Below are 19,166 nucleotides of genomic sequence, written 5' to 3'. Positions count from 1 at the left end.
GAGTTTCAGAAAAAGGGGCCTGAGTGGCCCCTTTTTTCAAGCTGACGGCAGCAATTCACTGGAAACTAATGTATTGTTGCTATGAATGATCTTCCGTTGCAGAGGTTCGCGCGGCTAATGAGAGGCTTTACCCACATAGAGCTGGGTTAGGGTTGTCATTAGTCGCGAGGATGCGCAGAAGATCGGGTATTAACACCAGTGCCGTAAGGTACTGTCTAAGAAAGAGAAAGGATATTACATTGCTTAATCCGATCGTTCGTAAATTCCAGTACGGCCAACACACCGTGACTCTGGAAACCGGCATGATGGCTCGTCAGGCTACTGCCGCTGTTATGGTTAGCATGGATGACACCGCGGTATTTGTTACCGTTGTTGGCCAGAAAAAAGCCAAACCAGGTCAGGACTTCTTCCCACTGACCGTTAACTATCAGGAGCGTACCTACGCTGCTGGTCGTATCCCGGGTAGCTTCTTCCGTCGTGAAGGCCGCCCAAGCGAAGGCGAAACCCTGATCGCGCGTCTGATTGACCGCCCGATTCGCCCGCTGTTCCCGGAAGGCTTCGTCAACGAAGTTCAGGTTATCGCCACCGTGGTTTCTGTTAACCCGCAAGTTAACCCGGATATCGTCGCGATGATTGGTGCTTCCGCAGCACTGTCTCTGTCTGGTATTCCGTTCAATGGTCCGATTGGTGCTGCTCGCGTAGGTTACATCAATGACCAGTACGTACTGAACCCGACTCAGGACGAGTTGAAAGAGAGCAAACTGGATCTGGTTGTTGCCGGTACTGAAGCCGCTGTACTGATGGTTGAATCTGAAGCTGAACTGCTGAGCGAAGACCAGATGCTGGGCGCAGTAGTGTTCGGTCATGAACAACAGCAGGTTGTTATTCAGAACATCAATGAACTGGTGAAAGAAGCCGGTAAACCACGTTGGGACTGGCAGCCGGAGCCGGTAAACGAAGCGCTGAACGCGCGCGTTGCTGCACTGGCTGAAGCTCGCCTGAACGATGCTTACCGCATCACCGACAAACAAGAGCGTTATGCGCAGGTTGATGTCATCAAATCTGAAACCATCGCGACGCTGCTTGCTGAAGACGAAACCCTGGACGAAAACGAACTGGGTGAAATTCTGCACGCGATCGAGAAAAACGTTGTTCGTAGCCGCGTACTGGCAGGCGAACCGCGTATCGACGGTCGTGAAAAAGATATGATCCGTGGTCTGGATGTGCGTACTGGCGTGCTGCCGCGTACTCACGGTTCTGCGCTGTTCACCCGTGGTGAAACGCAGGCGCTGGTTACCGCAACGCTGGGTACTGCTCGTGACGCGCAGGTTCTTGATGAACTGATGGGCGAACGTACCGATACCTTCCTGTTCCACTACAACTTCCCTCCGTACTCCGTAGGCGAAACCGGCATGGTCGGTTCTCCGAAGCGTCGTGAAATTGGTCACGGTCGTCTGGCGAAGCGCGGCGTGCTGGCAGTCATGCCGGATATGGACAAATTCCCGTACACCGTACGTGTTGTGTCTGAAATCACTGAATCCAACGGTTCCTCTTCTATGGCTTCCGTGTGCGGCGCGTCTCTGGCGCTGATGGACGCAGGTGTGCCGATCAAAGCTGCCGTTGCGGGTATCGCAATGGGTCTGGTGAAAGAAGGCGACAACTACGTTGTACTGTCTGACATTTTGGGCGACGAAGATCACCTGGGCGATATGGACTTCAAAGTTGCGGGTTCCCGCGAGGGTATCTCTGCATTGCAGATGGATATCAAAATTGAAGGTATCACCAAAGAGATCATGCAGGTTGCGCTGAACCAGGCTAAAGGTGCGCGTCTGCATATCCTGGGCGTAATGGAACAGGCGATCAACGCGCCGCGTGGCGATATCTCTGAGTTCGCACCGCGTATCCATACCATCAAGATCAACCCGGACAAGATCAAAGACGTTATCGGTAAAGGCGGCTCTGTTATCCGTGCCCTGACCGAAGAAACTGGCACCACCATCGAAATCGAAGATGACGGTACTGTGAAGATTGCAGCGACCGACGGCGAGAAAGCGAAACATGCTATTCGTCGTATCGAAGAGATCACTGCAGAAATCGAAGTGGGCCGCGTCTACACTGGTAAAGTGACCCGTATCGTTGACTTTGGCGCATTTGTTGCCATCGGCGGCGGTAAAGAAGGTCTGGTACACATCTCTCAAATCGCTGACAAACGCGTTGAGAAAGTGACCGATTACCTGCAGATGGGTCAGGAAGTACCGGTGAAAGTTCTGGAAGTTGATCGCCAGGGCCGTATCCGTCTGAGCATTAAAGAAGCGACTGAGCAGTCTCAACCTGCTGCAGCACCGGAAGCTCCGGCTGCTGAACAGGGCGAGTAAGGTTGCCATTTGCCCTCCGCTGCGGCGGGGGGCTTTTAACCGGGCAGGACGCCTTGTTAGCAACCGGGAACAGGACGTTCATTCAACCGTGGTCTTCGGGAGTGGGAAATGAAGCCTTTTTTGCGCTGGTGTTTCGTTGCGACAGCACTTACGCTTGCAGGATGCAGTAATACTTCCTGGCGTAAAAGTGAAGTCCTCGCGGTACCATTGCAACCGACTTTACAGCAGGAAGTGATTCTGGCACGTATGGAACAAATCCTTGCCAGTCGGGCTTTAACCGATGACGAACGCGCACAGCTTTTATATGAGCGCGGAGTGTTGTATGATAGTCTCGGTCTGAGGGCATTAGCGCGTAACGATTTTTCGCAAGCGCTGGCAATCCGACCGGATATGCCTGAAGTATTCAATTACTTAGGCATATATTTAACGCAGGCAGGCAATTTTGATGCTGCCTATGAAGCGTTTGATTCTGTACTTGAGCTTGATCCAACTTACAACTACGCGCACTTGAATCGCGGGATTGCATTATATTACGGCGGTCGTGACAAGTTAGCGCAAGATGATCTGCTGGCGTTTTATCAAGACGATCCCAATGATCCTTTCCGTAGTCTGTGGCTTTATCTCGCCGAGCAGAAGCTCGATGAGAAGCAGGCTAAAGAAGTGTTGAAACAGCACTTCGAAAAATCGGATAAGGAACAGTGGGGATGGAACATTGTCGAGTTCTACCTGGGCAACATTAGCGAACACACGTTAATGGAAAGGCTCAAGGCGGACGCAACCGATAACACCTCGCTCGCTGAGCATCTCAGTGAAACCAACTTCTATTTAGGTAAGTACTACCTAAGTCTGGGGGATTTGGACAGCGCCACGGCACTGTTCAAACTGGCGGTTGCCAACAACGTTCATAACTTTGTTGAGCACCGATACGCATTGTTGGAATTATCGCTCCTGGGCCAGGACCAAGATGACCTGGCAGAATCGGACCAGCAATAGCTGACGTACACATCAGCCCGTAATCTTTTTTGATTGCCATCACCTTAACGGGTGAGGGCGTTGTTGTTCGTTAATACACCTACTTTGAGCCGGTTCACACTTTTCAATGAAAATTGCTGATCAATTTCATGATGAGTTATGTAGACTGGCCGCCATTAATTTTGAGGCACACGTACTACATGGCTGAATTCGAAACCACTTTTGCAGATCTGGGCCTGAAGGCTCCTATCCTTGAAGCCCTTAACGATCTGGGTTACGAAAAACCATCTCCAATTCAGGCAGAGTGTATTCCACATCTGCTGAATGGCCGCGACGTTCTGGGTATGGCCCAGACGGGGAGCGGAAAAACTGCAGCATTCTCTTTACCTCTGCTGCAGAATCTTGATCCTGAGCTGAAAGCACCACAGATTCTGGTGCTGGCACCGACCCGCGAACTGGCGGTACAGGTTGCTGAAGCAATGACGGATTTCTCTAAACACATGCGCGGCGTAAATGTGGTTGCCCTGTACGGCGGCCAGCGTTATGACGTGCAATTACGCGCCCTGCGTCAGGGGCCGCAGATCGTTGTCGGTACTCCGGGCCGTCTGCTGGACCACCTGAAACGTGGCACTCTGGACCTCTCTAAACTGAGCGGTCTGGTTCTGGATGAAGCTGACGAAATGCTGCGCATGGGCTTCATCGAAGACGTTGAAACCATTATGGCGCAGATCCCGGAAGGTCATCAGACCGCTCTGTTCTCTGCAACCATGCCGGAAGCGATTCGTCGCATTACCCGCCGCTTTATGAAAGAGCCGCAGGAAGTGCGTATTCAGTCCAGCGTGACTACCCGTCCTGACATCAGCCAGAGCTACTGGACTGTGTGGGGTATGCGTAAAAACGAAGCACTGGTACGTTTCCTGGAAGCGGAAGATTTTGATGCGGCGATTATCTTCGTTCGTACCAAAAACGCGACTCTGGAAGTGGCTGAAGCTCTTGAGCGTAACGGCTACAATAGCGCCGCGCTGAACGGTGACATGAACCAGGCGCTGCGTGAGCAGACACTGGAACGCCTTAAAGACGGTCGTCTGGACATCCTGATTGCGACCGACGTTGCGGCCCGTGGCCTGGACGTTGAGCGTATCAGCCTGGTGGTTAACTACGATATCCCGATGGATTCTGAGTCTTACGTTCACCGTATCGGTCGTACCGGTCGTGCGGGTCGTGCTGGCCGCGCGCTGCTGTTCGTTGAGAACCGCGAGCGTCGTCTGCTGCGCAACATTGAACGTACTATGAAGCTGACTATTCCGGAAGTAGAACTGCCGAACGCAGAACTGCTGGGCAAACGCCGTCTGGAAAAATTCGCCGCTAAAGTACAGCAGCAGCTGGAAAGCAGCGATCTGGATCAATACCGCGCACTGCTGAGCAAAATTCAGCCGACTGCAGAAGGTGAAGAGCTGGATCTCGAAACTCTGGCTGCGGCACTGCTGAAAATGGCACAGGGTGAACGTACTCTGATTGTTCCGCCAGATGCGCCGATGCGTCCGAAACGTGAATTCCGTGACCGTGATGACCGTGGTCCGCGCGATCGTAACGACCGTGGCCCGCGTGGCGACCGTGAAGATCGTCCGCGTCGTGAACGTCGTGATGTTGGCGATATGCAGCTGTACCGCATTGAAGTGGGCCGCGATGATGGTGTTGAAGTTCGTCATATCGTTGGCGCGATTGCTAACGAAGGCGACATCAGCAGCCGTTACATCGGTAACATCAAGCTGTTTGCTTCTCACTCCACCATCGAACTGCCGAAAGGTATGCCGGGTGAAGTGCTGCAACACTTTACGCGCACTCGCATTCTCAACAAGCCGATGAACATGCAGTTACTGGGCGATGCACAGCCGCATACTGGCGGTGAGCTTCGTGGCGGTGGTCGTGGTTTCGGTGGCGAGCGTCGTGAAGGCGGTCGTAACTTCAGCGGTGAACGCCGTGAAGGTGGTCGTGGTGATGGTCGTCGTTTTAGCGGCGAACGTCGTGAAGGCCGCGCACCGCGTCGTGATGACTCTACCGGTCGTCGTCGTTTCGGTGGTGATGCGTAATCATCGCTGAACAGCGAACACAATCTGTAAAATAATATATACAGCCCCGATTTTAACCATCGGGGCTTTTTTTCTGTCTTTTGTACTCATGTACTGGTACAGTGCAATGCATAACAACGCAGTCGCACTATTTTTCACTGGAGAGAAGCCCTCATGGCAACACTAACCACCACCCAAACGTCACCGTCGCTGCTTGGCGGCGTGGTGATTATCGGCGGCACCATTATTGGCGCAGGGATGTTTTCTCTGCCAGTGGTCATGTCCGGGGCGTGGTTTTTCTGGTCAATGGCAGCGCTGATCTTTACCTGGTTCTGTATGCTGCATTCCGGCTTGATGATTCTGGAAGCTAACCTGAATTACCGAATCGGTTCGAGTTTTGACACCATCACCAAAGATTTGCTGGGCAAAGGCTGGAACGTGGTCAACGGCATTTCCATTGCCTTTGTGCTCTATATCCTGACCTATGCCTATATTTCTGCCAGTGGTTCGATTCTGCATCACACCTTCGCAGAGATGTCGCTAAACGTCCCGGCACGGGCGGCGGGTTTTGGTTTTGCACTGCTGGTAGCGTTTGTGGTGTGGTTGAGTACTAAAGCCGTCAGCCGCATGACGGCGATTGTGCTGGGGGCGAAAGTCATTACCTTCTTCCTCACCTTCGGTAGCCTGCTGGGGCATGTGCAGCCTGCGACATTGTTCAACGTTGCCGAAAGCAATGCATCTTATGCGCCGTATTTGCTGATGACCCTGCCGTTCTGCTTGGCGTCGTTTGGTTATCACGGTAACGTGCCAAGCCTGATGAAGTATTACGGCAAAGATCCGAAAACCATCGTGAAATGCCTGGTGTACGGTACGCTGATGGCACTGGCGCTGTATACCATCTGGTTGCTGGCGACAATGGGCAACATCCCTCGTCCGGAGTTTATCGGCATCGCCGAGAAGGGCGGTAATATTGATGTGCTGGTACAAGCATTAAGCGGCGTGCTGAACAGCCGTAGCCTGGACCTTCTGCTGGTCGTGTTCTCAAACTTTGCGGTAGCGAGTTCGTTCCTTGGCGTAACGCTGGGTTTGTTTGACTATCTGGCAGATCTGTTTGGTTTCGACGACTCGGCTGTGGGCCGCTTGAAAACGGCATTGCTGACCTTTGCCCCGCCTGTTGTGGGTGGTCTGCTGTTCCCGAACGGATTCCTGTATGCCATTGGTTATGCTGGTTTAGCGGCTACCATCTGGGCGGCAATTGTTCCGGCACTGCTGGCCCGCGCATCGCGTAAACGCTTTGGCAGCCCGAAATTCCGCGTCTGGGGTGGCAAGCCGATGATTGCGCTGATTCTGGTGTTTGGCGTCGGCAACGCACTGGTGCATATTTTATCGAGCTTTAATTTACTGCCGGTGTATCAGTAATCAGCGGTGCCTTATCCGACATTTCTGCTGCCTACACAATGCCTGATGCGCTTCGCTTATCAGGCCTACGTAGGACAGCGTTGCCAGCTCGGATAAGGCTTCCCGCGTTAAGACACACTATCCCAACAACTCTTCCTTAACATCCATCGCCAGCTCAAACGAATGCAGGCGCGCCTGGTGGTCGAAAATCTGCCCGTTAACCATAATCTCATCAGCGTCGGTTTCGCGCAGGATCGACTGCAAACCATGACGCACTTTCGCTTTATCGCCTACCAACGACATACTCAGCGCCTGCTGCACGTCATACTGCTCAGACGGTGACCAGAACTGATCCATATTTTGAATCGGCGGCGGCAGTTGCCCGGTTTCGCCACGGCGCAGCTTCACAAAGGCTTGCTGCATTGAGGTAAACAGAAATTCAGCGTCGCGGTTGCTGTCGGCGGCGATAATATTGATGCACACCATCGCGTATGGTTTTTCCAGCCGAGCCGACGGTTTGAAGTTACTGCGATAAAGATGCAGCGCCTGGAACAACATATCCGGCGCGAAGTGTGAGGCAAACGCAAATGGCAGACCAAGCTGCGCCGCCAGTTGTGCACTGTAAAGGCTGGAGCCTAACAACCACACGGGGATTTTCTCGCCATAGCCTGGTACCGGGCGCACATGCGGATTGGGATCGCGGGCGTCAAACCAGTCCACCAGCTCCGCGACATCGCGGGGGAAATTATCAATATCGCCGCTCATATGACGACGTAGCGCCATCATTGTCCGTTGGTCACTACCCGGAGCACGACCCAGCCCCAAATCGATTCGCCCCGGATAGAGCGTATTGAGTGTGCCGAACTGTTCGGCAATGACCAACGGTGAGTGGTTAGGCAACATCACGCCGCCAGACCCCAGATGCAGCGTGGTGGTATTCGCCGCCAGATAGCCAATCAATACCGATGTTGCAGCACTGGCAATGCCGGTCATATTGTGGTGTTCTGCCAGCCAGTAGCGATGATAGCCGCGCTTTTCAGCCAGACGGGCGAGATCGAGAGAGTGGGAGAACGCTTCCCGCGCTGAAGAGCCTTCGGGTATGGGGGCCAGATCGAGTAGCGAAAACGCAATGGTTTTATCAGTCATAACAGCTCACTTTGTTACCGATTAATCTTTAATACTGCATTAAAGAATAGTTAAAGTTGTTAACAAAGTGAGCTATTTACTTAGGCTTGCAGCTCCAGTCCTGCCAGCCGCCGCCAGTAGCCGTTACAGTCGCTGTTTGCCGTCAACGGCAGTGGCACAGCGCCATTTTCATTAGCGCGGAAGGCGTCGAGCATCGCGAAAGTGTCAGTGCCCTGCGGTGACAGGCGGACTACATCAACCAATCCCTGCATGGATGCCAGCTCGTTACCGAGGTTGTAAACGTAGCCGCTCATGGTCTGAATGCCATTGAGTACAAACACTTGTTGGTTTTCCTGCGACAGCACGTTGCGCCCGTTCGGATACTTAATGCAGCAGGTTTCACACTCATCTTTCGGGCGGTCTTCCGAACGCGCGGTAAAGCAGCGGGCGGAGTAGGCCAGCGGTAGATGACCGTAGCTCAGGACTTCCACTTCAAACTGGTTGCGAATGCCCAGCTCATCGCACTGATTAAGCAGATTCACCAGCCAGTCGCGGGAAAGCTCCACCGGCATACACCAGCGCATCATGCCCTGTTTGAGCAATATTTTCAGCGTCACCGCGTTGTAGCAGTTCAGCGCGTGCCCGGCGACGAACGGCAGTTTGCGTTCAGCGCACATATTCACCACGCCGAGATCGCTGGCTTCAATCAGAAACTCACCGTTCTCAACATAGCGTTTCAGTTCGCCCAGTTCAGAGGATGCCTGCACCAGCGCCAGCGTGGAGAGCACAATCTGCTTGCCACTTCCGGCGAGCGATTTTGCCATCTCCAGACAGTCGCCAACTTTGGTTGCCCGGCGCTTGCTGCATACCGCTTCACCAAGATAAATCACGTCGGCGCTGCTGGCGGCGGCTTGCTGATAAAAATCTTCCAGCGTCTCTTTTGGCCAGTACCACAGCACTGGCCCTAAGGAATATTTCATTGCTCTTCTCACTGCCATTTACGGTGATACGCGCCAAGGGTGGTTTGCGTGCCTTCGGACATCGACCCGAGCGTCTCCATCCACGCGCTTTGCGGTACGAAGTTTTGCGGATCGGCCTTACAACGGTCGATAGCCTGACGCCAGACTTTCGCCACCTGGCTGACATACGCCGGGCTACGCTGGCGGCCTTCAATTTTCACCGAAGCAATATTCGCAGCCATTAACTCCGGCAGCAGTTCCAGGGTATTGAGACTGGTTGGTTCTTCCAGCGCGTGATAGCGCTCGCCGTCCACCAGATAACGCCCTTTACACAGCGTCGGATAACCTGCGTTTTCGCCGTCCTGATAACGGTCGATCAGCACTTCGTTCAGGCGGGATTCCAGCCCCTGCGGCGTTTGTTGCCAGCGCACGAAACGGGCCGGAGAACACGCACCCACAGTGTTGGGCGACTCACCCGTCAGATACGACGACAGATAGCAACGGCCTTCCGACATAATGCACAGGCTGCCGAAAGCAAACACTTCCAGCGGGACAGGAGTAACCCGTGCCAGCTGTTTCACCTGATGAATCGACAACACGCGCGGCAGCACCACGCGGGCAACGTCAAAATGGCGATGATAAAAGTTAATCGCCTCTTCATTGGTCGCCGAAGCCTGCACTGACACATGACGTTCAATATGCGGGTAACGCTCGGCGGCGTACTCCAGCATGGCGAGGTCGGCGAGGATCAGCGCGTCGGCACCCAGCTGCGCCGCCATATCCACGGCACGCTGCCAACGGGCGTAACCGTCCGGATGCGCAAAAGTGTTAATCGAGATGTGAAGTTTGCGGCGATGTTGATGGACAAAACTCACCGCTTCCTGCAATTTTTTCTCGGTAAAGTTAAGGCCGGCGAAGTGACGGGCATTGGTATCATCTTTTAGCCCGATATAAACAGCATCTGCGCCGTTTTCGATGGCCGCCTTAAGCGCCGGGAGATTTCCGGCAGGGCAGAGCAGCTCCATAATTTTTCCTGAAGGTTGCGCTATCAAAACGCAAAAATGTTAACGAACTGGGATTTTAGTTAACCTTGCTGCGACAATTTTTGATTTAAGGCAGTTAAAGTTGTATTGGTGGTAGCAGCAATTTCATATGGAATTGTTGATTTATACCGCTATGTTATTTTTCTGATATGGCAAAATAGGATGATTGTTGAAACAGGGAGTAAAACTCGTGTTGGATAAACTGCGTTCCCGTATTGTGCATTTGGGGCCATCTCTGTTGAGTGTACCGGTAAAACTGACGCCATTTGCGCTAAAACGCCAGGTTCTTGAGCAGGTCTTAAGCTGGCAATTCCGTCAGGCGCTGGATGATGGCGAGCTGGAGTTTCTTGAAGGCCGCTGGTTAAGTATTCATGTGTGTGATATTGACCTGCAATGGTTTACCTCGGTGGTGAATGGCAAACTGGTGGTCAGCCAGAACGCGCAAGCTGATGTGAGTTTTAGTGCCGACGCCAGCGATCTGCTGATGATTGCGGCGCGTAAACAAGATCCGGATACGCTCTTCTTCCAGCGTCGGCTGGTGATTGAAGGCGATACGGAGCTGGGGGTGTATGTGAAAAACCTGATGGACGCCATTGAACTGGAGCAAATGCCGAAAGCCTTACGCATGATGCTGCTGCAACTGGCGGATTTTGTTGAGGCGGGAATGAAAACCGCGCCTGAAACCAAACAGACATCGGTAGGTGAACCATGCTAATTCGAGTAGAAATTCCCATTGATGCGCCGGGTATTGATGCCCTGCTGCGTCGCTCATTCGAAAGTGATGCGGAAGCGAAGCTGGTTCACGATCTGCGTGAAGATGGCTTTCTGACGCTGGGGCTGGTGGCGACAGATGACGAAGGTCAGGTCATTGGCTATGTGGCATTTAGTCCGGTTGATGTGCAGGGCGAAGACCTGCAATGGGTCGGCATGGCACCGTTGGCGGTTGATGAAAAATACCGTGGACAGGGGCTGGCACGCCAACTGGTCTATGAAGGACTCGATTCGCTTAATGAGTTCGGCTATGCCGCAGTGGTGACGCTGGGCGATCCGGCGCTGTACAGTCGTTTCGGCTTTGAACTGGCGGCGCATCACGATCTGCGTTGCCGCTGGCCGGGCACTGAAAGCGCCTTCCAGGTACATCGTTTAGCGGATGACGCGCTGAATGGCGTAACCGGTCTGGTTGAGTATCACGAGCATTTCAATCGCTTTTAATCTCCGGGGTTTGCAGGCTGCTCAACAGTTCTGCAAACCCTGCGCCTTCCGCTACCAGACGCTCTTTTTGCCGTTTGGTCAGTTGCTTAACGCGATATTCCGCCCGTAGTGCCAGCGAACGGTCGCCCACTGGCGCAGAAAACGCCAGCGTCAGTTCTCCTTTCCCGCGCAGTGCTTTCGCCCCTTTGCCGCTTTGGTGCTGCTGATAGCGGCGTTCGACATCCGTGGTGATCCCGGTATAAAGCTTATTGTCGGCGGTACGGATCAAGTAAAGAAACCAGGGGGTCATCGTCTGCATCGCATGTTAAGGTCAGGCCCACAGTATAAAAGAGAACAGCAATGGAAACACTCATCGCCATCAGCCGTTGGCTGGCAAAACAACATGTTGTCACCTGGTGTGTGCAGCAGGAAGGGGAACTCTGGTGCGCTAATGCCTTTTATCTTTTTGATGCGCAGAAAGTCGCCTTCTACATTTTGACGGAAGAAAAAACGCGCCACGCGCAGATGAGTGGGCCGCAGGCTGCGGTTGCCGGAACGGTAAACGGTCAGCCGAAAACGGTAGCGTTAATTCGCGGTGTGCAGTTTAAAGGTGAGATCCGCAGGCTGGAAGGTGAGGAAAGCGACCTCGCGCGCAAGGCGTACAATCGTCGCTTTCCGGTTGCCAGAATGCTGTCGGCCCCGGTGTGGGAAATCCGGCTCGATGAAATCAAATTCACCGACAACACGCTGGGCTTTGGTAAAAAAATGATTTGGCTACGCGACTCAGGCACCGAGCAGGCGTAACGCCTCGCGGTTAAACGCTGGCAGATCGTCCGGTGTCCGGCTGGTAACCAGCTGATCTTTATCAACCACGACTTCCTGATCGTAAAATTCCACGCCCGCATTTTTAACATCAATAATGATCGGTTTAACTGCGGTCAGTTTGCGCCCCCGAATCACATCGGCGCTGATCAGCAGCTGCGGACCGTGACAGATGGCGAAAACAGGTTTGCCGCTATTCACAAAATCACGGGTAAAGGTGACAAAACGGTTGTCGCCACGCAGATAATCCGGTGAATGACCACCCGGTAGCAACAGGGCATCAAACTCCGCTGGCGTCACTTCATCGATGGATTTATCGATGGTCACGCTGGCTTCTCCTTTTTTGCCTTTCACCGTTTTACCCGCTTGTTTTTCAATAGTAATCACTTCGTGTCCGGCTTTACGGAACTCGTCTGCGGGTGAAGTAAATTCTGAATCTTCAAATTCATCAGTGATTAAAACGGCAATTTTCTTACTCATGCTTCCTCCGCGTTGTTGCATTGGATGAGGCGAATTTTCCACAATCGGGGATAATTACCTCATGGTCTATTAAGACTGGTGCATGAGCCGGGGAGCGCAAGGCAGACAATTCTGTAAAGGAGCGAAGATGAGTCAGGTACTGATTACAGGCGCAACGGGGCTGGTGGGCGGTCACCTGCTGCGGATGTTGATTAATGAACCGAAAGTTAACGCCATTGCTGCGCCGACGCGACGTCCGTTGGGCGATATGCCCGGGGTGTTTAATCCCCATGATCCGCAACTGAGTGACGCGTTGGCGCAGGTCACCGAACCCATCGACATTGTATTTTGTTGTCTCGGCACCACGCGGCGAGAAGCGGGGAGCAAAGAGGCGTTTATTCATGCCGATTACACGCTGGTAGTGGATACCGCATTAACCGGGCGGCGACTGGGCGCGCAGCATATGCTGGTGGTCAGTGCTATGGGTGCCAATGCCCACTCGCCGTTTTTCTATAACCGCGTCAAAGGGGAGATGGAAGAAGCATTAATTGCCCAGAACTGGCCGAAATTGACCATTGCTCGCCCGTCGATGTTACTGGGCGATCGTAGCAAACAGCGGATGAACGAAACGCTTTTTGCGCCGCTGTTCCGTTTGTTACCAGGTAACTGGAAATCCATTGATGCGAGAGACGTGGCGCGGGTCATGCTGGCAGAGGCGATGCGGCCTGAGCATGAAGGCGTGACGATTTTAAGCTCTTCAGAATTACGCAAAAGAGCTGAATAATTATTCCCAAGAATTGATAGTGAGCGTAATATTCACGCGCTCAATTATCATAACTTATTCCTGGGGAATGCTATGACTGGTCAGTCTTCATCTCAGGCGGCAACGCCCATTCAGTGGTGGAAACCCGCGCTTTTCTTTCTCGTTGTCATTGCCGGTCTCTGGTATGTGAAATGGCAACCTTACTACGGCAAAGCGTTTACTGCAGCCGAAACCCACAGTATCGGTAAATCTATCCTTGCGCAGGCGGATGCTAATCCGTGGCAAGCGGCGTTGGATTACGCGATGATCTATTTCCTCGCAGTATGGAAAGCGGCGGTGCTGGGGGTGATCCTCGGTTCGTTGATTCAGGTGCTGATCCCGCGTGACTGGTTGTTGCGTACGCTTGGGCAATCGCGCTTTCGCGGCACGCTGCCGGGAACGCTGTTTTCGCTGCCGGGCATGATGTGTACCTGCTGTGCGGCTCCGGTCGCGGCGGGAATGCGTCGCCAACAGGTATCGATGGGCGGTGCGCTGGCATTCTGGATGGGCAATCCGGTGTTAAACCCGGCGACGCTGGTGTTTATGGGGTTTGTCCTCGGCTGGGGTTTTGCGGCGATTCGTCTGGTGGCCGGGCTGGTGATGGTGTTGCTGATTGCGACGCTGGTGCAAAAATGGGTGCGTGAAACACCGCAAACGCAGGCACCGGTCGAAATTGACATACCGGAAGCACAGAGCGGTTTTTTTAGCCGCTGGGGCAGGGCGCTATGGACACTTTTCTGGAGTACGATCCCGGTTTACATCCTTGCAGTACTGGTGTTGGGTGCCGCACGCGTCTGGTTATTCCCCCATGCCGATGGTGCTGTCGATAACAGCCTGATGTGGGTGGTGGCGATGGCGGTAGCAGGATGCTTGTTTGTCATTCCCACGGCAGCAGAAATTCCGATTGTACAAACGATGATGCTGGCAGGTATGGGAACCGCTCCGGCGCTGGCATTGTTGATGACGCTCCCGGCAGTGAGTTTGCCGTCACTGATTATGCTGCGCAAAGCGTTCCCGGCGAAAGCCTTATGGCTGACAGGGGCGATGGTGGCAGTGTCTGGTGTGATTGTCGGCGGGCTGGCGCTGTTGTTCTGATTTGAGGGAAAACATGTCGGATGCGGCGTAAACGCCTTATCCGACCTACGGTTTGCATCGTTGTAGGCCTGATAAGACGCGGCAAGCGTCGCATCAGGCATTACAAGGGGCTGCTATTTAATAAACGTAAACGCTGTGGTTACCCGCTTTACGCCGCTCACCCGGCTGGCAATATCTGCCGCCGCTTTCGCTTCACGTTCAGTTACCAGCCCCATCAGGAACACTTCACCGTTTTCGGTGGTCACTTTCACGTTGGACGATTTCACCAGGTCGCTGGTTAAGAGCTGCGAACGCACTTTGGTGGTGATCCACGTATCGTTAGATGCTTCGCCCAGACCAATCGGCTGGCCCTGACGAATCTCGTTATACACTTCGTTGGCACCGTCTACGCCCATAGCAATCTGTTTGGCGCGAGCCGAAAGTTCAGCATTTGGTGACTGCCCAACCAGCAGCACTTTGCCCTGATAGGCCGTGACATTAATACGGGTTTCTTTCTTAATCTGTTCGTCTTTCGACAATGCGCTGTTCACGCGCACTTCCAGGGTACCATCGTCCACCTGGGTGCCGACACTGCGTGGGTCAGTTGCGGCTTTGGTACCCACAGCAGCGGTACCCACTACGGCAGCGGCAACACAACCTTGCAACAGCAGCGCGGAAATAAGGACTGCGATTGGCGATAATGCCTTCATGTATTCTCCTTAATCATCCTGGTGAGGGAAAAGCGTGTTATCGATCAGATCGCACAGGCAATTTACCGTCAGCATATGCATTTCCTGAATGCGAGCACTACGATGCGAAGGAATGCGGATCTCCACATCCTGTGGCCCTAACAAACCTGCAAGTTCGCCGCCGTCATAGCCGGTCAATGCCACAATGGTCATATCACGCGTAACGGCGGCTTCAACTGCTTTAACAATATCGCGGCTGTTGCCACGGGTGGAAATGGCTAACAATACATCTCCCGCATGACCCAGCGCCCGCACCTGTTTTGCATACACTTCATCATGTAAGCGATCGTTGGCAATCGCCGTTAAGACAACATTATCAGTATTTAGTGCAATGGCAGGTAAGCTGGGCCGCTCCGTTTCGAAACGGTTGATCATGCTGGCAGCAAAATGCTGTGCATTGGCAGCGGAAGTTCCATTACCACAACAGAGGATTTTGTTGCCATTGAGCAGAGACTGAACCAGCGTCATGGCTGCACGGGAGATGGCATCCGGAAGCGCCTCTGCCGCCGCAATTTGAGTTTGAATGCTTTCAGTGAAGCAAGCTTTAATTCTTTCTTGCACGCTAATCCTTAAACCTTAATTATGAGTGGTCATTAAAGGCATCCTTAATCCACTCAACCTCATTCCCGGTGAAGGCTACCACATCGAACCGGCAATCCACAGTATCAAAACTCCCATTATGACGCGCGAGCCACAAGCGGGCAGTCTGTAATAATTTGTGTTGTTTGCTGCGGGTCACACTGGCTGCCGCGCCGCCATAAAGCGCAGAGCGGCGATAGCGTACCTCGACAAAAACGGTGGTCAGGCCTTCACGCATTATCAGATCGATCTCGCCGCCACGCTCGTTCACGTTAGCGGCGATAAACCGCAGTCCTTTGCCTTCCAGCCAGCGACGCGCTTGTGCTTCCCACGCATCGCCGGTCTGTTTGGTGGTTAACTGGCGGGGACTACCTGACCTTGTTGGTACTGTAGCCATGATAACTTCCTGTTAATCACGCAATCCGGGTTAGCCGTCAGACTTCCGGTATTACCGTTGATTTCAAAACCCTGAACCTGGCGCATTTGTGAGAAATGATTTGCCAACGACCAGGCATCAACGCCCATCGCATACATGCGAGCCAGCGAATAATCGTTGTTCACCGCGCTGAGCGCCTGCTGCATTAACGGCAGATTACCGCCTGCCAGCATCGGGATTTCGCTGTACTGCAAGCCTTCCATCTCCAGTCGGAAATCCGGGCCTGCGGTGCCTTGTGCGCTGCGGGAACTGGCGTACAGCGTTGCACCGCTCTGGCTACCGTTACGCATGGCGATCATCGGTTTGATAAAAGCGATTTCACCCGGCGTTGCCACAATGTAGACCGCATCGACACGACCGCCATTATTGGTGAACTGGTCATCGGTTGGCGTGGTTTGCAGCGTTGGATTGTTGGTCGTCATGCCGGAGTCGGTTGTCGCTCTGGGAGTAATCGGGCTACCCGTTAAAGCAATACCAGAACCGCCGTTAACACCCGCGCGTAATTCGCTGGTGGAACCAAATTTTTGTTGCAGAACGGTGCCGCCGCCCAGTTTCTGCCACTCTTGCGCAAACGCATTGGCTACGCGATCGCCCAATGCACTGCGTGGGATCAGCACCAGCGGCGCTTGTTTACCCTGGTCACGAATATGACGCGCTGCATCGCGCGCTTCGTCTTCCGGTGAAAGCGCGAAGTAACAAATATTGACGCGGTTTTCGATATTCTCCGGCTGGTTCAGTGCCAGTACGCTCAGCGGGGTGTTGCTCTTCAGCAACTCTTCAACGTTATTTTTCAGCAACGGACCAACCACAATACTCGCGCCATCCTGCTGAACCTGGCTTAAGATCTGGCTAAGTGGTTGTGATGAGGTATCGTAGATTTTCAGCTCTGCGGATGGATTTGCGGGTGCGCTTACCGCTGCGGTGCTTGTCGCCGGGGCGCTTACAGGCACCGGCTGGGCCGCAGGCTGATCACCGGTCAGATCGCTAACCGAGGCTTGTGCCGGGCTGGCAACGCCATCCGCAGTTTGCGGCTGAGGTTGTTCTGCTACGTCTGCGGCAGGTGCGGCAGCTACCTGAGCCGCCACTGGCTGAGTGCCGATATTTTTCGCGGCTTCAAAGCCTTGCTGAATAGTGCGACCAAATACCGCTGCCTGGCCATTCAGCGGCAACAGCAGGGCGATTTTGTTGGTCGAGGCTGGTTTAAACGCTTTTACGTTAACCAACTGCGTTGGCAGCATTTTCGCGCCCGGATTGTTCGGATAACGTTTCTGCCAGTCGGCGATCCCGGCTTTCATCATGTCGGGATCGTTACGGTTATCAAACCAGACGCGCTGCAGAGCCAGCCAGCCTTGCAGAATATTTTCGTCGGCGTTGATCACCAGCGTATTCGCCTGTTCCTGAGTCATGGAGGAGAGCGCCTGCCAGGTGGCATCAATATTCTGCTGTTTTTCTTTCGCGCCAAGCAGCGGTTCCTGAGCAATTAACGCGCGCAGTAAATCAATGGAAGGACGCCCCTGGCTGGCATCGATTTTTGCCTGCCAGTAACGCGCTTGCTGGTTTTGTTCTAAATCGGCAGGTGTGATTTTCGCCAGCAAGTTTTGCGCGCCAGCAAAATCTTTCTGCGCCAGTTTAATCTCTGCCGCCAGCAGTGTTTTCTCGCGACGCTGAGAATCGTTCAGTTCTTGCGGTAGTTGGTTAAACAACTCAACCGCCTGCCCGGTTTTACCTTCTTTCACCAGTGCACGAATGGCGAGTAATTGCCAGTTGATCCTGGTATCATCAGAGCTTTGCTGCATCTGCTGAAGATAAAAGGCAGAATCAGCCTGCGCCGTGCCCTGCATATAAGCAGTGGACTGATCGGGAGTATGGGTGCCACAACCGGCGAAAATCAGGGCTGCCAGAACAACAGGCAGACAACGCGCGGCTTTCAAACGAGAAAATGTTGAGGGTACCATAATGTATCCAGTGATATTTTTTTTACGCAATGCTCAATATTAAATCGGCAATACGGACGACACAATGAAACAACACCAATCGGCGGATAATTCTCAGGGCCAGCTTTACATTGTACCGACGCCAATCGGCAATCTGGCGGATATCACCCAGCGTACGTTAGAGGTATTACAGGCCGTTGATCTGATTGCCGCCGAGGATACTCGTCACACCGGTTTATTGCTGCAACATTTTGGGATTAATGCCCGGTTGTTTGCGCTGCACGACCATAACGAACAACAAAAAGCCGAAACGCTGCTGGCGAAGCTGCAAGAGGGGCAAAACATTGCGCTGGTTTCCGATGCCGGAACGCCGCTAATTAACGATCCTGGCTACCATCTGGTGCGTACCTGCCGTGAAGCGGGGATTCGTGTGGTGCCGCTACCCGGACCGTGTGCTGCTATCACTGCGTTAAGCGCCGCGGGTTTACCATCTGACCGTTTCTGTTACGAAGGCTTTTTACCTGCCAAATCAAAAGGCCGCCGTGATGCGCTAAAAGCCATTGAAGCGGAGCCGCGCACGCTGATTTTTTATGAATCTACCCACCGTCTGTTAGATAGCCTGGAAGATATCGTTGCGGTATTAGGCGAATCCCGCTACGTGGTTCTGGCGCGTGAGCTGACCAAAACCTGGGAAACCATTCACGGCGCGCCCGTTGGCGAGCTGCTGGCGTGGGTAAAGGAAGATGAAAACCGTCGCAAAGGCGAAATGGTGCTGATTGTCGAAGGTCATAAAGCACAGGAAGAAGACTTACCCGCCGATGCCCTGCGCACGCTGGCGCTGCTACAGGCAGAACTGCCGCTGAAAAAAGCGGCGGCGCTGGCCGCAGAAATTCATGGCGTGAAGAAAAATGCGCTGTATAAGTATGCGCTGGAGCAGCAGGGGTAACAGTGCCGAAGCGTTGCGTTAATCAAAACGCAACGTCTTCTTTTACCGCACCATGACGGTAATGGTGGCTGTGCCCTGAAATTTTCCTGTTTCCAGCTCACCACCGACCAGATTAACTGGCCAGGCGCGCATATTGACGGTGCCATGCCCGGAAGGATCAACGGGAAGGATACCGTTCTGAAAAGGAATATTTGCAACTCCGCCGCCGAGATTTTCAATACGAATACCGACAT

The 19,166-nt window shown here is 53.4% G+C and carries 21 protein-coding genes; 11 read left to right on the top strand and 10 right to left on the bottom strand.

The window, feature by feature from the left end:
- The first annotated feature begins 239 nt into the window (after positions 1-239).
- The 5 genes from pnp to mtr all read left to right on the top strand — a co-directional run bounded on the left by pnp (position 240) and on the right by mtr (position 6,835).
- Positions 240-2,375 (top strand): polyribonucleotide nucleotidyltransferase, encoded by a 2,136-nt coding sequence (gene pnp / locus ACUU1I_RS02360; protein WP_449144807.1) that lies wholly within the window; start codon positions 240-242, stop codon positions 2,373-2,375.
- Positions 2,376-2,483: 108 nt separating this feature from the next.
- Positions 2,484-3,368, top strand: a complete 885-nt coding sequence (nlpI, locus tag ACUU1I_RS02355) for a lipoprotein NlpI (protein WP_000802078.1) — start codon at positions 2,484-2,486, stop codon at positions 3,366-3,368.
- Positions 3,369-3,474: 106 nt separating this feature from the next.
- Complete coding sequence (gene yrbN / locus ACUU1I_RS02350) at positions 3,475-3,555, top strand: protein YrbN (protein ID WP_010723222.1); 81 nt, start codon at positions 3,475-3,477, stop codon at positions 3,553-3,555.
- A complete protein-coding gene (gene deaD / locus ACUU1I_RS02345; RefSeq protein WP_005071184.1) occupies positions 3,548-5,437 on the top strand; it encodes an ATP-dependent RNA helicase DeaD in 1,890 nt (629 codons plus the stop codon). The genes yrbN and deaD overlap by 8 nt, the downstream gene beginning before the upstream one ends.
- 153 nt (positions 5,438-5,590) lie before the next feature.
- Positions 5,591-6,835 (top strand): tryptophan permease, encoded by a 1,245-nt coding sequence (mtr, locus tag ACUU1I_RS02340; protein WP_000224351.1) that lies wholly within the window; start codon positions 5,591-5,593, stop codon positions 6,833-6,835.
- 117 nt (positions 6,836-6,952) lie between these two features.
- Here the strand turns inward: mtr and ACUU1I_RS02335 are convergent, their stop codons facing one another.
- The 3 genes from ACUU1I_RS02335 to ubiU form a co-directional block, all read right to left on the bottom strand.
- A complete protein-coding gene (locus tag ACUU1I_RS02335; RefSeq protein ID WP_000130375.1) occupies positions 6,953-7,960 on the bottom strand; it encodes a luciferase-like monooxygenase in 1,008 nt (335 codons plus the stop codon).
- 80 nt (positions 7,961-8,040) lie between these two features.
- Positions 8,041-8,919, bottom strand: coding sequence for a U32 family peptidase (locus tag ACUU1I_RS02330; RefSeq protein ID WP_005050801.1), 879 nt, complete (start codon positions 8,917-8,919; stop codon positions 8,041-8,043).
- A gap of 8 nt (positions 8,920-8,927) precedes the next feature.
- A complete protein-coding gene (ubiU, locus tag ACUU1I_RS02325; RefSeq protein WP_005071179.1) occupies positions 8,928-9,923 on the bottom strand; it encodes a ubiquinone anaerobic biosynthesis protein UbiU in 996 nt (331 codons plus the stop codon).
- A 208-nt stretch (positions 9,924-10,131) separates the two neighbouring features.
- On the opposite strand from ubiU, the gene ubiT reads away from it, so the two are divergent.
- Together ubiT and ACUU1I_RS02315 are read left to right on the top strand one after the other, a co-directional pair.
- Positions 10,132-10,656, top strand: coding sequence for a ubiquinone anaerobic biosynthesis accessory factor UbiT (gene ubiT, locus ACUU1I_RS02320; protein ID WP_005115905.1), 525 nt, complete (start codon positions 10,132-10,134; stop codon positions 10,654-10,656).
- Positions 10,650-11,153, top strand: a complete 504-nt coding sequence (locus ACUU1I_RS02315; protein WP_000908554.1) for a GNAT family N-acetyltransferase — start codon at positions 10,650-10,652, stop codon at positions 11,151-11,153. Before ubiT ends, ACUU1I_RS02315 begins: the two co-directional genes overlap by 7 nt.
- On the opposite strand, the gene yhbQ is transcribed toward ACUU1I_RS02315, so the two are convergent.
- The gene (gene yhbQ / locus ACUU1I_RS02310; RefSeq protein ID WP_000189314.1) at positions 11,140-11,442 is read right to left on the bottom strand and encodes a DNA damage response exodeoxyribonuclease YhbQ; all 303 of its coding nucleotides are present in this window, start codon (positions 11,440-11,442) and stop codon (positions 11,140-11,142) included. The two genes, ACUU1I_RS02315 and yhbQ, sit on opposite strands and share 14 nt — an antisense overlap.
- A 50-nt stretch (positions 11,443-11,492) precedes the next feature.
- Between yhbQ and ACUU1I_RS02305 the strand changes: the two genes are divergently transcribed.
- Positions 11,493-11,936, top strand: a complete 444-nt coding sequence (locus ACUU1I_RS02305) for a YhbP family protein (RefSeq protein ID WP_000449030.1) — start codon at positions 11,493-11,495, stop codon at positions 11,934-11,936.
- Here ACUU1I_RS02305 and yhbO read toward each other — a convergent pair.
- The gene (gene yhbO / locus ACUU1I_RS02300; protein ID WP_005050810.1) at positions 11,916-12,434 is read right to left on the bottom strand and encodes a protein/nucleic acid deglycase; all 519 of its coding nucleotides are present in this window, start codon (positions 12,432-12,434) and stop codon (positions 11,916-11,918) included. The two genes, ACUU1I_RS02305 and yhbO, sit on opposite strands and share 21 nt — an antisense overlap.
- 127 nt (positions 12,435-12,561) lie before the next feature.
- Here yhbO and ACUU1I_RS02295 point away from each other — a divergent pair, with 127 nt between their 5' ends.
- Both ACUU1I_RS02295 and ACUU1I_RS02290 read left to right on the top strand, forming a co-directional pair.
- Positions 12,562-13,197, top strand: a complete 636-nt coding sequence (locus ACUU1I_RS02295) for an NAD(P)H-binding protein (protein WP_001343556.1) — start codon at positions 12,562-12,564, stop codon at positions 13,195-13,197.
- Positions 13,198-13,269: 72 nt separating this feature from the next.
- Entirely contained in the window at positions 13,270-14,310 is a 1,041-nt protein-coding gene (locus tag ACUU1I_RS02290; RefSeq protein ID WP_000147629.1) for a permease, read from the top strand.
- Positions 14,311-14,423: 113 nt separating this feature from the next.
- Here the strand turns inward: ACUU1I_RS02290 and dolP are convergent, their stop codons facing one another.
- Genes dolP through lpoA form a run of 4 tightly spaced genes read right to left on the bottom strand, consistent with a single transcriptional unit; the run spans position 14,424 to position 18,008 of the window.
- Complete coding sequence (gene dolP, locus ACUU1I_RS02285) at positions 14,424-14,999, bottom strand: division/outer membrane stress-associated lipid-binding lipoprotein (RefSeq protein WP_000646043.1); 576 nt, start codon at positions 14,997-14,999, stop codon at positions 14,424-14,426.
- A gap of 9 nt (positions 15,000-15,008) precedes the next feature.
- Positions 15,009-15,599, bottom strand: coding sequence for a DnaA initiator-associating protein DiaA (diaA, locus tag ACUU1I_RS02280; RefSeq protein WP_001158034.1), 591 nt, complete (start codon positions 15,597-15,599; stop codon positions 15,009-15,011).
- A 19-nt stretch (positions 15,600-15,618) separates the two neighbouring features.
- Positions 15,619-16,014 (bottom strand): YraN family protein, encoded by a 396-nt coding sequence (locus tag ACUU1I_RS02275; protein WP_000246827.1) that lies wholly within the window; start codon positions 16,012-16,014, stop codon positions 15,619-15,621.
- Positions 15,972-18,008: a penicillin-binding protein activator LpoA gene (gene lpoA / locus ACUU1I_RS02270; RefSeq protein WP_000249116.1), complete on the bottom strand. Its 2,037-nt coding sequence runs from the start codon at positions 18,006-18,008 to the stop codon at positions 15,972-15,974. The genes ACUU1I_RS02275 and lpoA overlap by 43 nt, the downstream gene beginning before the upstream one ends.
- A gap of 64 nt (positions 18,009-18,072) precedes the next feature.
- On the opposite strand from lpoA, the gene rsmI reads away from it, so the two are divergent.
- Complete coding sequence (gene rsmI / locus ACUU1I_RS02265; protein ID WP_000809275.1) at positions 18,073-18,933, top strand: 16S rRNA (cytidine(1402)-2'-O)-methyltransferase; 861 nt, start codon at positions 18,073-18,075, stop codon at positions 18,931-18,933.
- A 42-nt stretch (positions 18,934-18,975) separates the two neighbouring features.
- Here the strand turns inward: rsmI and ACUU1I_RS02260 are convergent.
- Positions 18,976-19,166 (bottom strand): fimbrial protein (locus ACUU1I_RS02260; protein WP_449144806.1); only part of this gene is annotated, 191 nt, incomplete at its 5' end.

The sequence above is a fragment of the Shigella sp. SIG3 genome (assembly GCF_053555855.1).
Note: the sequence above shows the minus strand (reverse complement) of the source record. Positions and strands in the feature narration are given on the sequence as shown.

Excerpts from the sequence above, each read along its gene's own strand:
- nlpI (WP_000802078.1), top strand. The coding sequence starts at position 2,484 with ATGAAGCCTTTTTTGCGCTGGTGTTTCGTTGCGACAGCACTTACGCTT.
- yrbN (WP_010723222.1), top strand. The coding sequence starts at position 3,475 with ATGAAAATTGCTGATCAATTTCATGATGAGTTATGTAGACTGGCCGCC.
- deaD (WP_005071184.1), top strand. The coding sequence starts at position 3,548 with ATGGCTGAATTCGAAACCACTTTTGCAGATCTGGGCCTGAAGGCTCCT.
- mtr (WP_000224351.1), top strand. The coding sequence starts at position 5,591 with ATGGCAACACTAACCACCACCCAAACGTCACCGTCGCTGCTTGGCGGC.
- ACUU1I_RS02335 (WP_000130375.1), bottom strand. The coding sequence starts at position 7,960 with ATGACTGATAAAACCATTGCGTTTTCGCTACTCGATCTGGCCCCCATA.
- ACUU1I_RS02330 (WP_005050801.1), bottom strand. The coding sequence starts at position 8,919 with ATGAAATATTCCTTAGGGCCAGTGCTGTGGTACTGGCCAAAAGAGACG.
- ubiU (WP_005071179.1), bottom strand. The coding sequence starts at position 9,923 with ATGGAGCTGCTCTGCCCTGCCGGAAATCTCCCGGCGCTTAAGGCGGCC.
- ACUU1I_RS02315 (WP_000908554.1), top strand. The coding sequence starts at position 10,650 with ATGCTAATTCGAGTAGAAATTCCCATTGATGCGCCGGGTATTGATGCC.
- yhbQ (WP_000189314.1), bottom strand. The coding sequence starts at position 11,442 with ATGACCCCCTGGTTTCTTTACTTGATCCGTACCGCCGACAATAAGCTT.
- ACUU1I_RS02305 (WP_000449030.1), top strand. The coding sequence starts at position 11,493 with ATGGAAACACTCATCGCCATCAGCCGTTGGCTGGCAAAACAACATGTT.
- yhbO (WP_005050810.1), bottom strand. The coding sequence starts at position 12,434 with ATGAGTAAGAAAATTGCCGTTTTAATCACTGATGAATTTGAAGATTCA.
- ACUU1I_RS02295 (WP_001343556.1), top strand. The coding sequence starts at position 12,562 with ATGAGTCAGGTACTGATTACAGGCGCAACGGGGCTGGTGGGCGGTCAC.
- ACUU1I_RS02290 (WP_000147629.1), top strand. The coding sequence starts at position 13,270 with ATGACTGGTCAGTCTTCATCTCAGGCGGCAACGCCCATTCAGTGGTGG.
- dolP (WP_000646043.1), bottom strand. The coding sequence starts at position 14,999 with ATGAAGGCATTATCGCCAATCGCAGTCCTTATTTCCGCGCTGCTGTTG.
- ACUU1I_RS02275 (WP_000246827.1), bottom strand. The coding sequence starts at position 16,014 with ATGGCTACAGTACCAACAAGGTCAGGTAGTCCCCGCCAGTTAACCACC.
- lpoA (WP_000249116.1), bottom strand. The coding sequence starts at position 18,008 with ATGGTACCCTCAACATTTTCTCGTTTGAAAGCCGCGCGTTGTCTGCCT.
- rsmI (WP_000809275.1), top strand. The coding sequence starts at position 18,073 with ATGAAACAACACCAATCGGCGGATAATTCTCAGGGCCAGCTTTACATT.